This window comes from Hominimerdicola alba, assembly GCF_900112155.1.
Classification (GTDB): Bacteria; Bacillota; Clostridia; order Oscillospirales; family Ruminococcaceae; genus Hominimerdicola; species Hominimerdicola alba_D.
Genome location: NZ_FOKQ01000034.1, coordinates 1 through 13,809 on the forward strand (window position 1 = coordinate 1; position 13,809 = coordinate 13,809).

The window sequence follows — 13,809 nt, forward strand, 5'->3', positions numbered from 1 at the left end:
TTTTTTGAAGAGGGCTTGGGGGTGTGCGCTCTGAAACAGCTTATTTCACCAGTTAATATGTTTTTTTACTCTGATGTTCGGATATGGTTCGAGGGTGCTGCGGTTGCAACAGCCTCTTGATGTGTTATTCTTTTGGTTTGTTCTGCATTTTAAGCTTTGCCATTTTGTAGAGGAATATTTCGGTAGCTATCACAAGCACTATCACTGCACCTGCGATGAGGGCTATGTAAAGTGCTTTGCTGTCCTTTCCGGAATCAGCAGAGGAAGATTTTTTATCGCCGTCATTTTCATCGTCTGCGGTGTCTTCGGTACTGGACTTTCTGGCTTTGTTAGTTGCCTTGTTCTTGTCAGCTTCCTCTTCGTCATAGGTGGACTTTTCGGTTGATTTCGCATCGCCGCCGTCATTTTCTTTGCCTATATCGGTTCCGCCTTCGCCGGGTTTTATATCTGCATTAAGTGCCGAAAAAGCTGTCAGCCATGCGAGAGAAGCGTTCCAGTTGATGGTACACTCGTTGCAGCTCCAGGCTTCTATTGAATCAACATAGCACTTCTGGGGAGCTATCTCGCCTTTCTTCCAGCCCATGCCCTTTACCCAGGGATCCTGCATACCCGAATTAGGTCCGCCCGAGAGTACGCCGCAGGGTGCTTTGGGGAATTTGTCATCTATCTGATTTGACCACCAGCGATGATGAGGATTTTCTGTGGTGTGACTGCCGTATCCTGTAACGTAGGAGTAGTCCATAGCGTTGCGTCCCAACAGGTAGTCAAGACCCTGAAGTGCGCCGTCGGTGTAGCTGTCGTCTTCGTTGAGTACCGCTGCATATGCAAGGACTATGGCATTATCTGCCACAAAGGAATTTGAACCCCAGAGATAGCCCTTGTCACTGTCGTTGTAGCTGAGGGTGCTCTGGGCATAGGGGAGACCGTAGCCCTGTGATTCTTCAAGCTCAATATAATGGTCAGCAGCTTTTTTCAGTGATTTTTCGGCTTCGTCAGCATCATCGAATTTGTTCTCGTTCAGCAGAGCGGTGAATGTACCGAGGGCGGCAGTGTTGCCCCAGTCGAAAGTTCCTGCGCTGTCAACGCTTTCGCCGCTGCCCATGGTTACAGGCACATTCATATAGTACTCGGACTTTTCTGCGTCTTTCAGGTAATCCCTGTCGCCTGTGGTGGCATAAAGCTCCATGGCAGCCCAGTAGAATTCGTCGGTAACATCGTTATCGCCGTAAGCGCCGCCGCCAACGCTCTCATCAAGGGGAGCATACATCTCGGGATGTTTTTTTGCAGCCGCATATGCTTTTTCAGCGGCTTCAAGGCAGGTGTCAGCGAAATCTTCATCAAGTTCTTTCCAAAGCCTTGCAGACTGTGCCGCGCAGGCTGCGAGGTTCAGCGTTGCCGCTGTCGTGGGGGGCTTGATTATCCTGTTCTTGTCATCGTCTGCAGGTGCTACGCCAAGACCCGTCCAGGTCTCATCGTGAGCCTTGTGGTAAGCCATGCCCGCGTATTCACTGGTATCCAGCTGCATTTTCAACATCCATTCCATTTCCCACCTTGCTTCGTCAAGCAGATCAGGGAAGCCGTTTCCGCTTTCGGGGATGATCATTGAGCCATCAGCGAAGATATCATCATTTCCAGTGAATATGAAAAACTCATACAGATTCTGGAGCATCCACAGTGAAAGTCCGCCGTTGACGGTGTACTTGCCGTGGTCGCCTGCATCGTACCATCCGCCAGTTACATCGACCCTGCCGCTGGTGGCGCTGTATCCCCATGTGTGCTGAATCTCGGCATCATCGGAGGTATGACCTGCTGCACGGGAGAGGTCTGATTTATCACCTGAACTGATATACTCGCTCTCTATCTCGATGCCGCTTCTGTTCTGGTAAAAATAGTTCAGGGAATCATACAGCAGTGCCGAGTAATCGCTGACCTCATCGGGGGCGAATATCTTGAAATCACGGCTGACTGCACCATTGTCGGCTTCGATATGGAATGTTCCGCTTTCTTCAAGTTCTGAAAAATCTATGATATGCACCGTGTCCTCGGAATCCTCATCGTAGCCGAAGTATTCGCTTTTGCCCTCGTAAACGGTCTTGCCCGAATCATCCACCACTTCAAAACCGATATCATCTTTATCGGTGCAGAGGAGGGTGGCTTTCTTTTCGCGCTTTGCAAAATAGCCTACCTGATTGGTGAGGATATCGGCGCGCTGCCATTCCTCGGGGAACTGATAATCGTTCTCATCGCTTGTAAGGTCGATGAGGGACATATTATCAAAGGTTATCTCAGTACCAGCAGGGAAGCAACCACCTGGGGTGTACTGACCGTCACCGCCCAGATGGAAAGCCCATTCGGCAACGTCAAGGGACTGGCTTGCGGTAAATGTAAGCTCCACCTTTTTGGTCTCCTTGGCGCTTATCTGAATTGGATCCCATGTAGCATCAAGGTCGTAGCCGTTGGACATATTGTGCCACACCTCAACGTCACCGTCCAGATTGCCTATCTTGGTGTAGTACTTACCGCTCTTTGATGGTGTTATCTCGTAGGAGACTTTGTACTGGTGTCCTGCTTCGATCTTCAGACCTCTGTGGCGGAACTGGCAGTCCCATCTGTCTTCGCCGCCTTTGGACTGTCCGCCGGGGTTTACTATGGTGATCTTGTATTTGCCGTCCGAGATATCGAATTCCATCTCAGCAGTCCTCGATTCGCAAATGTGCCACGGCAGACCTACGCCGCCATCGAAATCCGTCTGCCCGAGCTGCTGACCCGCAATTACCCCAAGGGGTGCAGCGATGTTCAATAACCAGACAGCTGCCGCCGAAGCAGACACTGCCCGTTTCACTGATCGTGTAAACATTTTAATATACCTCCATATCCTAATATCGCAGTATTTCTGCAAACCCATGCCATTTATTATAACATATTATCCTCGGATTGTAAAGACCTCGCGCGATATACTGCAAGCCGTTTCACCATAAAAAAACAGGACAAGGAATTATCCTTGCCCTGCATTTCAGGCATCATTTACAGATTCATCACTATCAGCGCCGCTATCGTGAGATAGGCAGCGAGCTCGGTCATAAAGCCTAAATTTTCTTTGATCGTTCTGCTCATTTTACACCTCAGTTATTTTCTCTTGAACTTGAAAGCGAATATCAGTCCGAATAACAGGACACCTGCGGATACACCTACAAGTACCAGTGGTACTGTGCGGCTGCCTGCGTTTGAGCCGTTAGGCGAGAATTCTCCGCCCTGGGGCATTCTGCCGCCTGCGTTCTTGTCATCGCCGCCCGAGGGACGCTGCATCATGCCGCCCTGACGGTCGTTCTGCTTTTCTTTGGCAGTATCTTCATTTTCAGTGCTTTCGCTTTCTGACGGCTTTTCGGTATTTTTGCTTTCGTCAGATGTGTCTGTCTGCTTATCCTTTCCGCCGAATCCGCCGGGCATATTACTGGGGTCAAAATCTTCAGGCATATTTGAAGGATCGAAGTCTTCCGGCATATTGCTCGGGTCGAAACCGCCCTGCATATTGCTTGGATCAAAGCCATCCGGCATATTTGAAGGATCAAAATCCTCAGGCATATTACTTGGGTCGAAGCCCTCGGGTCTTTTACCGCTCGGGGACTTCTTTTCGCTGAGGTTAGCCGCCTTTGCGGGTGCGGGAGTATTCAGTACCTTTACACTGCTGAGGAGTTCGGCAGATGAACTGTCAGCGGAGGAATCCTCGGTGCTCTTATCAGTGCTGTCATCGGAGCTCTTGTCCTTTGAACCAAAACCGCCGAAGCCGCCCATATCGGGCATACCCTTGCCGCCGAATCCGCCGCCGTTTCCACCCATTGAACCCATATCTGAAAGGTTCAGGGAAGAGCAGTCGATAAGTGCGGAGCTGTCAGCGCTCTGACCTTCGCTTGTGGAAGGTATAGTGCCATCCAGCTGACCCTTTACGCTCTCACTTCTCAGTGTGCAAAAGCCGCTTATTGCTTCAACACCCTTTTTGAATTCATCATAGGTGCAGAACTTGGTGGGGTCTTTTTCAACGTACTTGTCTATCATCTCAGCGGTATCGCTTACAAGCGCCGCGAAGTCTGTGCTGTTTACGAATTCGCTGAACAGTTCGTGATACTGTTCTGTGTAATCTTCATTATCGAATATCCATGATATCATAGGTCTGTCTTCCATGCCGTTTGATACGGGTGTATCGATAGGCGCGTTAACGCTTGAAGATGCATTTCCGCCCATGAATGTGCCGTAGGCAAGGTTGTAATCCCAGGGTATCATCGAAAGCTGACCGTCCTTTTCGTACAGATAGTAATTGTGTATCATCTGACCTGTGTAGCTGTCGCCGTTGCAGAGGAAGTTGTGTACCACGAAATAGCGGATGACTTCTTCGGTATCTACCGTGTTTTCGATATCGGTCTGCTCGGTCAGATTTTTGATGGATTTGATAAGACGCTTCTTGTCAGCGGTGTCGATTATGGTCTTGGCATTGCCGAAGATATTGCTGTAGCTGTCCTCGTCATCATCGGAATATTTCAGCTTTACATCGTCACTGCCCATACCGAATCCGCCAAAACCGCCTTTGCCGCCATTTTCACCACCGAACATCTTTGAGGGGTCAAAATCACCCATATCGCCCATGTCGGGCATTTCACCATCGAACATCTGTGAGGGATCAAAGTCACCCATATCGGGCATATTTGAAAAGTCAAAATTACCGGGAGCGAAACCACCGTTTTCATCGAATTTTTCATCGCCGCCCTTGTCATCATCGGAAGAATTCTTGTTCATGAAATCGCCCATGCTGAAATCCTTGCCGTTGCCGGGTCCGCCGCCGCCGAAGCTAAGGCTGTCGGGCTTGTAAAGTTCGCCGTAGTTTGAACCGTAGTTTCTTTCAAGGAAAGAATCCTCGATAGCTTCAACAGCCAGATAAAGACCCCAGTCTTCGCCGTTCACGGTGATGTACACATAGCTGCACAGAGGGGTATCAACCCCGAAATCGTACATCATGGTGTATGCCAGATAGTCCTTCATGTAGCTGTTGTCCTGTATGATATTGTTCAGGCAGAGCTTGTCAAGTCCGTGGTAGCTCTTGCCCTTTTCGTACTGGTCAAACTCTATCTTGAAGCTGTATCTGCTGCTGTCCATGTTCTTTACTGAACTCAGGGAGGTGTTGCCCTTGCCGCGTATACCAACGTTCTTGACTGCTTCGCCGTCGATGACAACACTGCAGGCTGAGTATTCTTCGCTCTCGCAGGTCTCGATAAAGCTGTCCCAGTCGTCCATCACTATATCAAGGGTATGCACTTTTGATCTGTCGAAAAGCCTTGCTTCATATCCCGCGGCAGTCGCCTTAACTTCGATACCAAGTGCCTGACCGTTGCAGAACAGTATAGTGATGAGAAGCGTCAGCACAGTGATAACAGCGCATATCCTGTCTATGTTTTTGTTTGCCGACATTATCTCACGTCCTTATCCCATGTAATCTCCGTTGTAGCTGACCAGAACCGCGCTCTGAACACCGTTCATATCGGAAAGCTCGTTGATGAAATCGGTGTTGTCGTCTTTCAGGCGGATCTCTGTGTTCAGCTCTACAAGACCTTTCTGTGCTGTCTTGCTCTTGATAACGCATCTTTCGGTCTTGCTGTCGAGGAATGCCTTTGCATTCTTTTCAGCGTCGTGATTGTCGCAGCGGATAACTACGATGTAGGGGTTCTTGTGGGATTTTCTGTTAACGAATACAAGAAGTATCACGCCGATGAGCACGCTGCCGATAACTGCAAGAGGTATCATGCCTGCCGCAAGAACTATGCCTACAGCGATGGACCAGAACAGGAAAGCGATATCAAGGGGTTCTTTGATTGCTGTACGGAAACGCACGATAGACAGCGCACCAACCATACCAAGGGAAAGAACTACGTTGCTTGTAACTGCAAGTATAACTACTGTGGATATCATTGTCAGCGCTACAAGGGTAGTTCCGAAGCTGGATGAATACATAACGCCGTTGTAGGTCTTTTTGTATACCATGAATATGAACATACCCAGTCCGAAAGCCAGCACAAGGGCGATAGCCATATCAAGTATGCTGACACTGGTCACATTTTCAAGAAAATTTGATTTAAAGATATCTTTGAAGCTCATTGTGGATTCTCCTTTATTATATTATCCGTAGATACGACAGGCTGCATATTTTGAAAATGCACCCTCGTGCCTGTCTGCAAGGGCGACCGCATCTCTTATGATGTCAGGCAGGAAACCGTCCCACTTGACTTCCAGTATTATCAGCTCCGATACAGGGACTGTAACACAATCACTTTTTAGAAAGTCAGTACATCTCATACCGCTTCTGACATTGTAATCAAGGGTCACCCTGACGTTGCCAGCGGGATAGATGAAAGGCTCGCGGGTATAATCAACGATGGTCTTTGGGGCTATGCCCTGGGTGTACATCTTTGAATACAGCTCACGTATCAGCGGATATTGTGAATCCAGCATCCAGCTGATATCGCCGTCAACTATTCTCTGTGCCTGCTCAGCGGTGAGAGGAGCGCTTTGCTTATTTCCGAGATTCGCGAACTTACTCTTCTTTTCAAGATGTATGACAGATGTATCACCATTATAGTACCGTATCCTGAATTTTTCACGAATGCTCACTCCATTCAGCTTTTCCTTCAGCGCCTTGTCAGCGAGGTTGTCAAAGTAAAGACTTCTTATGAAGTATTTGCCGTCGATAGCATGAGGGTCATGATATGCCACAGCATTCAATCGGTGACGTATCGTCATCATATCCGAGTAATTTATCTCATGCTTTATCTCATGTCTGAGGTCCATACTATCACCCCTTTCGTTTTTATTATCCGAAACGACCTGCTGTCGGCTCGGATCTCTCTTACGGGTTTTATTATAAACGTTTTAACTAAAATAAAACTTAAAGAAATACTTAAGTCAGATCGTTTATTTTACCTCATACTAACTTCATATCCATTGTTTACGGGGCTTTTACAGTTCTTGGTCTATATTGCGGCAAAACAACTTTGTGCAAAACCAACATGAAATCTGATCAATGTTTGTGAAAAATCACACCAAAAAAACTCTTCTGCCGAAACGTATATATGATGTAAGCGGCAGAGAGCCGCAGATCCGATGACAAAAACAATAACGGAGGGAACAACTATGAAAAAGATGGATATCAGAAAAATAACAGCAATGACAGCGGCTCTGGTGATGTGCATATCAATGGCATCTTGCGGACAGGCAGATACCTCGTCAGCCAAAGGCGGCAAGGCAGCTAAAAAATCTGGAACAACAAAGAGCGTTACAGATGCTGAAACTGCCGCTGAGACAACAACAGCAGCTGCAAAGAAAGCTGAGGCTTCCGAAGATGCAGGGTATGAGGGCGAGATGGCTGATATGAAGATGGAAACAGCTGCTGATGCGGATATGGCAATGACGACAGAGGGTATGGCTCTGGATGCAGCTGCCAAGTCCGATGATGCTGCTTCTCCCGCGCTTGCAGGTGATGAGGACATACTCCCGGGTGAGCCGGATACCGCTGTTGACGGCAAGGCTTTCGTGCTTACAGCAGGGGAGTGGAACGATAACAACAACTGGGGCTTTTTTACAAATCTTGCAAAGAACGGCACTATCAATTTCCCTGTGTTCGGTTTTGACCCCACCCACAGGATAGCAGTAACAGTTACCAAGGACGGCGAGCCCGCACGTGAGCAGCTTGTTGAACTTCTGGACAGCGACGGCAATCTTATCTGGATGGCAAAGTCTGACAAGAACGGTATGGCTTATGTGTTCTATAAGAATGGTATGAAACCCGCCAAGGTAAGGTGCGGCGAAAGTGTGCAAGAAGTTACGGGTGACAGCAATGACGGTCAGGGCGACGCAGGCACTAACGAAGTAACCCTTGAAGCTATGGACAGCAAAAAGCTCGACGATACACAGGTAATGTTCATACTGGATACCACAGGTTCTATGGGCGATGAGATAGCATATCTCCAGATGGATTTCGCATCTATTGCTGAGGATGTCGATGACGGACACACCACTTTCTCTGTTAACTTCTACCGCGATGAGGGCGATGATTATGTTACCAAGTGCAATAGGTTCACAAATAATGTCAAGGTGATACAGGATGACCTTAACCGCGAAAGTGCTACCGGCGGCGGAGATTTCCCCGAGGCTGTTGCAGAGATACTCGAGGAGACCATAACAGACAACGATGAGTGGAGCGAGAGCGCAAACAAGATAGCTTTCCTTATCTTTGATGCACCTCCCCATGACGGCAAAGAGGACAAGTTGGAAGCAGCTGTACAGACCGCAGCAGCAAAGGGCATACACCTTGTACCCGTTGTATCCTCAGGCGCTGACCGTGACACAGAACTTTTCGGCAGAGCTATAGCAGCCGAGACAAACAGCAACTATATCTTCCTTACAGACGATTCAGGCGTTGGCGGTTCTCACCTTGAACCCATCATAGGCGACTACGATGTTGAGCTTCTGCATGATATCATAGTAAGGAATATCACAAGCCTGAGAGACTGATATAAAAGAAGTGTTTTCAACTGCATAAATTGACCCCGACCGCCGATATGTATTTGTACATATCGGCGGTCTTTTGATGGTGATTGATATTAAACTGAAAAAAACGACAGATTGAATGCTTAATTAATCATATATTTATATTACAATAGTACATTTATTAATGTTTAGACCGTATTCAATTGACATTTTTTTCGCAATGATGTATAATAATTGTGTCGAATATTTTGCGAACGTGACTGAGATAATAAAATTTCATGACAAAAACGCTTTTTGAAACTTACTGCCATAACTGTTAAAAATTGGGAGAACTAAAGTGATATTAATTTTTCGCAGAATATTTGTAAGCCGTCATAATACAGTTTTTGTTTTTTTCTGTGTATGATACGGCTCTGTTTGAATAGGAATAATGAGATTTTTATAAAGGAATCCCCGAAATAAATATAGGGTCTGTTGCTGACTGAACATCGGGGAGCGGGTATAAAGTACAGGGGGTCTAAATGATCAAGCAAGAGAAGAAAAGCAATAGCATACCCGATACGCTTGCACGGATATTGGGTAAAAAAGCAGCGCCGAAGGGTCTGTTTTTTATATTGCTTGTAATGTATCTGGGGGCTACGGCAATAGTTGGTATATCGGCAGGCTCGCAGAAAGTTCTAAGTATAGCGGGCAGCACGATCGGTGTTTACGCATTTGCGGGAGTGTTTTCAGCGATATCGAATATAGCGGTCATGTTCATGGCTGTGTATTTTGGCAAAAAAGGTTTTCTTACATCGCTGTTTTTCCTGATTTTGCAGTTTCCGATGATGGTCAACGGAATAATCAATCACCATAATCTGCAAAGTCTGCCGGGAGCATTTACGAATATACTGACGATCATCGCAGTTATTGTGATCTATGTAAATAATGAAAAGATAGACAGATTCCAGCAGAATATCAGCGAACAGGCGGTAACGGATATGATGACAGGTCTGCCCAACAGGTTTGCGAGCCAGGAGTTGGTTGAAACACTGCTGAATGATGGTGAGAAATTCGCTGTGGTATCCATTGACTTCGACAGTTTCAAGAGTATAAACGATACTATGGGGCGCGATGTTGGCAGCAAGCTGATAGTCAAGATCGCTGAAAAATGGAAGAATTCTGCGAACAATGGTGAAACCGGAACTGTGGATTTTATCACCAGACAGTGCGGTGATGAATTCACGCTGATAATCCGCGGGTACAAAAACGATGAGGATATACTGGCGACGATCAAGCATTATCAGCGTCTTCTGGAAGAAAAGGTAACGATAGATGGCTGTGATATGTTTGTCAGGGGAAGTTTCGGATACGCTCTTTATCCCGATGACGCAGATATCAGCGACCACCTTTTCACCTACGCGGATGCTGCTATGTATGAAGTCAAGAGAATGAACAGCAGCGAAAAAGTCATGAGATTTTCCAAAGAGCTGATGAAGATAGAACGTACATTGGAGATCGAGCGAAAGCTGAGAAAAGCCCTTGAAGACGATACGATAATCTTCGAGCTTCAGCCGCAGTTCGACATGGCTCACAGACTGCGGGGCTTTGAGAGCCTTGCTCGTATTGATGACGGAAAGGGAAATGTACTTACACCGACGGAGTTCATACCCGTGGCTGAAAAAGTCGGGCTGGTGGACAAGGTCGATCTGAAAGTGTTCAGAAGTTCAGCGGAATTCTTCGGCGAGCTTTTCAGAAAAACAGGCGCTAGAATAACCCTCAGTGTTAATGTATCGGTAAGGCATCTGATGAAGAACGGATTCCTTGAAGAAGTCAGGTCGATATTGAAATCAAGCGGGCTTCCGCCTGAAATGCTTGAGATAGAGATAACCGAATCGGTGCTGATAGAATCTGCTGAAAAGGCCCTGCAGTGTATAAACGAGATCAAGGAGATGGGCGTTAAGATAGCGATAGATGATTTCGGCACTGGTTATTCTTCACTGAGTTATCTTTATAGTTTTCCTGCCGATCTGCTCAAAGTTGATAAATCTTTCATCGACAAGATGAACACCAACGAATCTTCAAAGCAGTATGTAGCTGCGATAATCTCCATAGGTCACATCATGAAGTTTGATGTTATCTCCGAGGGGGTCGAGGATGAAGAACAGCTGGATACCCTTAAAGATATCGGCTGTGATTACATACAGGGATTTATCTGGGGCAGACCTCTGACCAAAGAAGATGCTGAAAAGCTGGTGCTTAGTCAGGTGTCTGCATAAAATTACTATATACAAAATTTGCCCCGAAGCGTTATGAAATGCTTTGGGGCATTAATATTGCTCTGGTATGCTTGTCGCACAAATGTTCCGCGTGGAACATTTGCACTTACTGGGTCTGCTTGTGATTCAAAGCTATTTTGGAAATTCCTCAATAAAGCGCTGTGCGATATCTGCCAGTTCGCCGCTTCTTTCAGGCTGGTGCGAAAGGTAAGTCACCGACAGCTGTTTTTCGGGGCAGGCAACGCATCTCTGACCCCATTTACCGCTGATGGCAAAGGTGGTATCCATCGTCCAGAAAAAGTATCCGTAACCACCTTTTGCGGTTTTGACAATTGGGCTTGTAGCCGTATGGATCAACTCTGGCGGGATTATCTTATCGCCATGCCAGGTACCCTCCCGGATAAAAAGCTGCCCGAAATCTGCCAGCTGACTTACCGTGAGTTCCATACCGGTAGCGCCGTAAAAATGACCTTCAGGAGATGTCTGATATACCATCTTGTTCCAGCCTAGGGCTTCAAACAGCCGCGGTGAAAGGTAGTCCATAAGGTTCATGCCAACAGCATTTTCGCAGGCGGCACCCACCAGATATGCGGGGATATTTGAATAGTGAAAGCTCCTGTCGCTGTAATCAACAGGCAGTCGCAGGATATTTGCCAGCCAGTCGTCCATGTCGGGGTTTTCGATAATTGCGGCGGCTTCCTGGGGACGGAAAGGATATGGCGCGGCGGACATGGTCATGAAGTCATGGAAAGACAGCGCCTTGAAAGGCTCGGGGACGATATCAATGTACTTCTTGTCCAGATAAATGTACAACTTATCCGTGATGTTAAGTTTGTTTTCCGAATGTGCAATAAGCACTGCGGCGGCTGTCACGGACTTTGTGGCAGAGTAGACTGGGTAGGGGATATCCGCATCAAAACAGCGTTTCAAAACAGGTTTGCCTTGGTAGTTTATCTGAGCGCCATGCAGTTCGATACCTGCGGCGGCGACGTCTTCAAAAAATTTATCAAACATGAAAAACCTCCGTTTTAAATAACTAAAATGATTATACTGCTTTTTGGGGCGGAAGTCAAGGGAACTGAATCAGTTAACATATTGTGCAAAACAGCCTTTGTAAAATTAGCAGGATAGTATATTGACTCTGCACTTCTGCGATGATATAATTATCATATCCTTTGAAAAAAAATATCAGAACGGAGGTATTTCAATGATGATAAAAACGCCACCTATGGGCTGGAATAGCTGGGACTGCTATGGTGCGTCTGTCGATGAGGAGACAGTCCGCAGGAATGCCGAATATATGGCAAAACACCTTAAACAGTACGGCTGGGAGTATGTCGTGGTGGATATACAGTGGTATGAACCAATGGCTAAGAGCCACGAATACAATCATTTCACCGAGCTCTGCATGGATGAATATTCCAGACTTATCCCCGATGAGGGCAGATTCCCTTCATCGGCAGGTGGAAAAGGGTTTGCACCGTTAGCTGAATATGTCCATTCTTTAGGACTTAAATTCGGTATACATATTATGCGCGGCATACCACGACAGGCTGTCCATAAGGACACGGCTCTTCTCGGCACGGATAAGACTGCCCGCGAGATCGCAAAGATGAACAGCATATGCGCATGGAACACCGATATGTACGGCGTTGATCCCGACAAAGACGGTGCAGAGGCATACTACAAAAGCATTTTCGCACTTTATGCCGAATGGGGCGTTGATTTCATCAAGTGCGATGATATCTGCCGCGAGCTTCCTCACGAGGAAACCGAGCTGGTGCTTCTCAGCAAATGTCTGCATAACTGCGGCAGAGATATGGTGCTGAGCCTTTCACCGGGACCTGCACTTCTGGAAAAATCCGAACTCTACAAGCAGACTGCCGATATGTGGCGCATTACCGACGATTTCTGGGACAACTGGCAGTCCCTTTATAATATGTTTGAAAGGTGTGAAAAGTGGAGCATACACAGCGGTGCGGGACATTATCCTGATGCAGATATGCTGCCTGTGGGTGCGATATTGCAGGATTACAGTCCGGAAAACAGGACTAAATTCACCGAAGACGAACAGCGCACCATGATGACCCTGTGGAGTATTTTCCGTTCACCGCTGATGATAGGCGGAGAGCTGACGAAGAATGACGAGTTCACCGATATGCTGCTGACAAATGCCGCTATAATCGGCATGAACAAGCTTTCGCGTCACGCGCACATGGTTTGGCGCAGGGAAGTCGGCGGAAGCGAGCATATCCTATGGACGTCTGTGTGCGCTGACGGAGGGCAGTATGCGGCGGTATTCAATGTAGGCGAAAATGCTGGCAGTTTCACACTTGATCTTGCTGACTTGGAGATTTATGCCCCCGTAACCTGCACCGATCTTTGGACAGGTTCTGTTACCGAGCATTGCAACGGTATCAAAACAGAACTTTCTCCCCACGGTGCGGCGGCTTTTCTGCTGAAATAATACATACAACGACGAACGCCCTGCAACACTATGCAGGGCGTTCGTCGGTCTTTATTTGAGTTTAATGAGAAAACAATTTATTGCCCGAAGATCACTTTTCGGAAAGCTCGGAGATTATCTGTATAAATGAATCAACATCATTGAAGTCCTTATACACCGAAGCAAAACGCACATAAGCCACATTATCCAGCTTTTTCAGCCCGCTGAGCACCATGTCACCTATCTCACCGGTGGTGGTCTCAGTCTGCATCTTGTTGGCATAAGTGTTCTCGATATCATCCACCAGGTTTGTTACCTGCTCAACGCTGACAGGACGCTTCTTTATGGCGTTCTGCAAGCCCTTTATCAGCTTCTGTCTGTCAAACGGCTCAAATGAACCGTCCTTTTTGTAGACCATCAGCAGCGGTTTTTCAACTACCTCATATGTGGTGAAGCGTCTGCCGCACTTGGGACATTCACGTCTTCTGCGCTTTTTGCCCTCGCTGGGTCTTGAATCTATTACTCTTGTATCCTCATGGCTGCAAAAGGGACATCTCATCTTAATAACTCCTTATT

Annotated in this window: 9 protein-coding genes; 3 read left to right on the top strand and 6 right to left on the bottom strand. The window is 47.1% G+C overall.

The features are described 5' to 3' along the window. Positions 1-124: 124 nt before the first annotated feature. The 4 genes from BM265_RS15240 to BM265_RS15255 form a co-directional block, all read right to left on the bottom strand. On the bottom strand, positions 125-2,857 hold the full coding sequence (locus BM265_RS15240; RefSeq protein WP_074962868.1) for a glycoside hydrolase family 9 protein: 2,733 nt from the start codon (positions 2,855-2,857) through the stop codon (positions 125-127). Positions 2,858-3,126: 269 nt separating this feature from the next. Beyond that, positions 3,127-5,457 carry a CotH kinase family protein gene (locus BM265_RS15245; protein ID WP_074962869.1) on the bottom strand — a complete coding sequence of 777 codons (2,331 nt, stop codon included), beginning with the start codon at positions 5,455-5,457 and terminating at the stop codon, positions 3,127-3,129. Positions 5,458-5,469: 12 nt separating this feature from the next. After that, entirely contained in the window at positions 5,470-6,141 is a 672-nt protein-coding gene (locus tag BM265_RS15250; RefSeq protein ID WP_074962870.1) for a DUF4956 domain-containing protein, read from the bottom strand. 21 nt (positions 6,142-6,162) lie between these two features. After that, positions 6,163-6,831: a polyphosphate polymerase domain-containing protein gene (locus BM265_RS15255; protein WP_074962871.1), complete on the bottom strand. Its 669-nt coding sequence runs from the start codon at positions 6,829-6,831 to the stop codon at positions 6,163-6,165. 342 nt (positions 6,832-7,173) lie between these two features. Here BM265_RS15255 and BM265_RS15260 point away from each other — a divergent pair, with 342 nt between their 5' ends. Both BM265_RS15260 and BM265_RS15265 read left to right on the top strand, forming a co-directional pair. Then, the gene (locus tag BM265_RS15260) at positions 7,174-8,553 is read left to right on the top strand and encodes a vWA domain-containing protein (RefSeq protein WP_074962872.1); all 1,380 of its coding nucleotides are present in this window, start codon (positions 7,174-7,176) and stop codon (positions 8,551-8,553) included. Between the two features lie 497 nt (positions 8,554-9,050). After that, a complete protein-coding gene (locus BM265_RS15265) occupies positions 9,051-10,787 on the top strand; it encodes a putative bifunctional diguanylate cyclase/phosphodiesterase (RefSeq protein WP_074962873.1) in 1,737 nt (578 codons plus the stop codon). Positions 10,788-10,919: 132 nt separating this feature from the next. Here BM265_RS15265 and BM265_RS15270 read toward each other — a convergent pair whose 3' ends face one another. After that, positions 10,920-11,801: a serine hydrolase domain-containing protein gene (locus BM265_RS15270; RefSeq protein WP_074962874.1), complete on the bottom strand. Its 882-nt coding sequence runs from the start codon at positions 11,799-11,801 to the stop codon at positions 10,920-10,922. 193 nt (positions 11,802-11,994) lie between these two features. Here BM265_RS15270 and BM265_RS15275 point away from each other — a divergent pair, with 193 nt between their 5' ends. Then, entirely contained in the window at positions 11,995-13,254 is a 1,260-nt protein-coding gene (locus BM265_RS15275; RefSeq protein WP_074962885.1) for a glycoside hydrolase family 27 protein, read from the top strand. Positions 13,255-13,345: 91 nt separating this feature from the next. Here the strand turns inward: BM265_RS15275 and nrdR are convergent, their stop codons facing one another. Then, positions 13,346-13,792, bottom strand: coding sequence for a transcriptional regulator NrdR (gene nrdR, locus BM265_RS15280; RefSeq protein ID WP_024856039.1), 447 nt, complete (start codon positions 13,790-13,792; stop codon positions 13,346-13,348). Positions 13,793-13,809: the final 17 nt, after the last annotated feature.

What these genes read in the sequence shown, in the direction of transcription:
- BM265_RS15240 (WP_074962868.1), bottom strand. Translation starts at nt 2,857, where the DNA reads ATGTTTACACGATCAGTGAAACGGGCAGTGTCTGCTTCGGCGGCAGCT.
- BM265_RS15245 (WP_074962869.1), bottom strand. Translation starts at nt 5,457, where the DNA reads ATGTCGGCAAACAAAAACATAGACAGGATATGCGCTGTTATCACTGTG.
- BM265_RS15250 (WP_074962870.1), bottom strand. Translation starts at nt 6,141, where the DNA reads ATGAGCTTCAAAGATATCTTTAAATCAAATTTTCTTGAAAATGTGACC.
- BM265_RS15255 (WP_074962871.1), bottom strand. Translation starts at nt 6,831, where the DNA reads ATGGACCTCAGACATGAGATAAAGCATGAGATAAATTACTCGGATATG.
- BM265_RS15260 (WP_074962872.1), top strand. Translation starts at nt 7,174, where the DNA reads ATGAAAAAGATGGATATCAGAAAAATAACAGCAATGACAGCGGCTCTG.
- BM265_RS15265 (WP_074962873.1), top strand. Translation starts at nt 9,051, where the DNA reads ATGATCAAGCAAGAGAAGAAAAGCAATAGCATACCCGATACGCTTGCA.
- BM265_RS15270 (WP_074962874.1), bottom strand. Translation starts at nt 11,801, where the DNA reads ATGTTTGATAAATTTTTTGAAGACGTCGCCGCCGCAGGTATCGAACTG.
- BM265_RS15275 (WP_074962885.1), top strand. Translation starts at nt 11,995, where the DNA reads ATGATGATAAAAACGCCACCTATGGGCTGGAATAGCTGGGACTGCTAT.
- nrdR (WP_024856039.1), bottom strand. Translation starts at nt 13,792, where the DNA reads ATGAGATGTCCCTTTTGCAGCCATGAGGATACAAGAGTAATAGATTCA.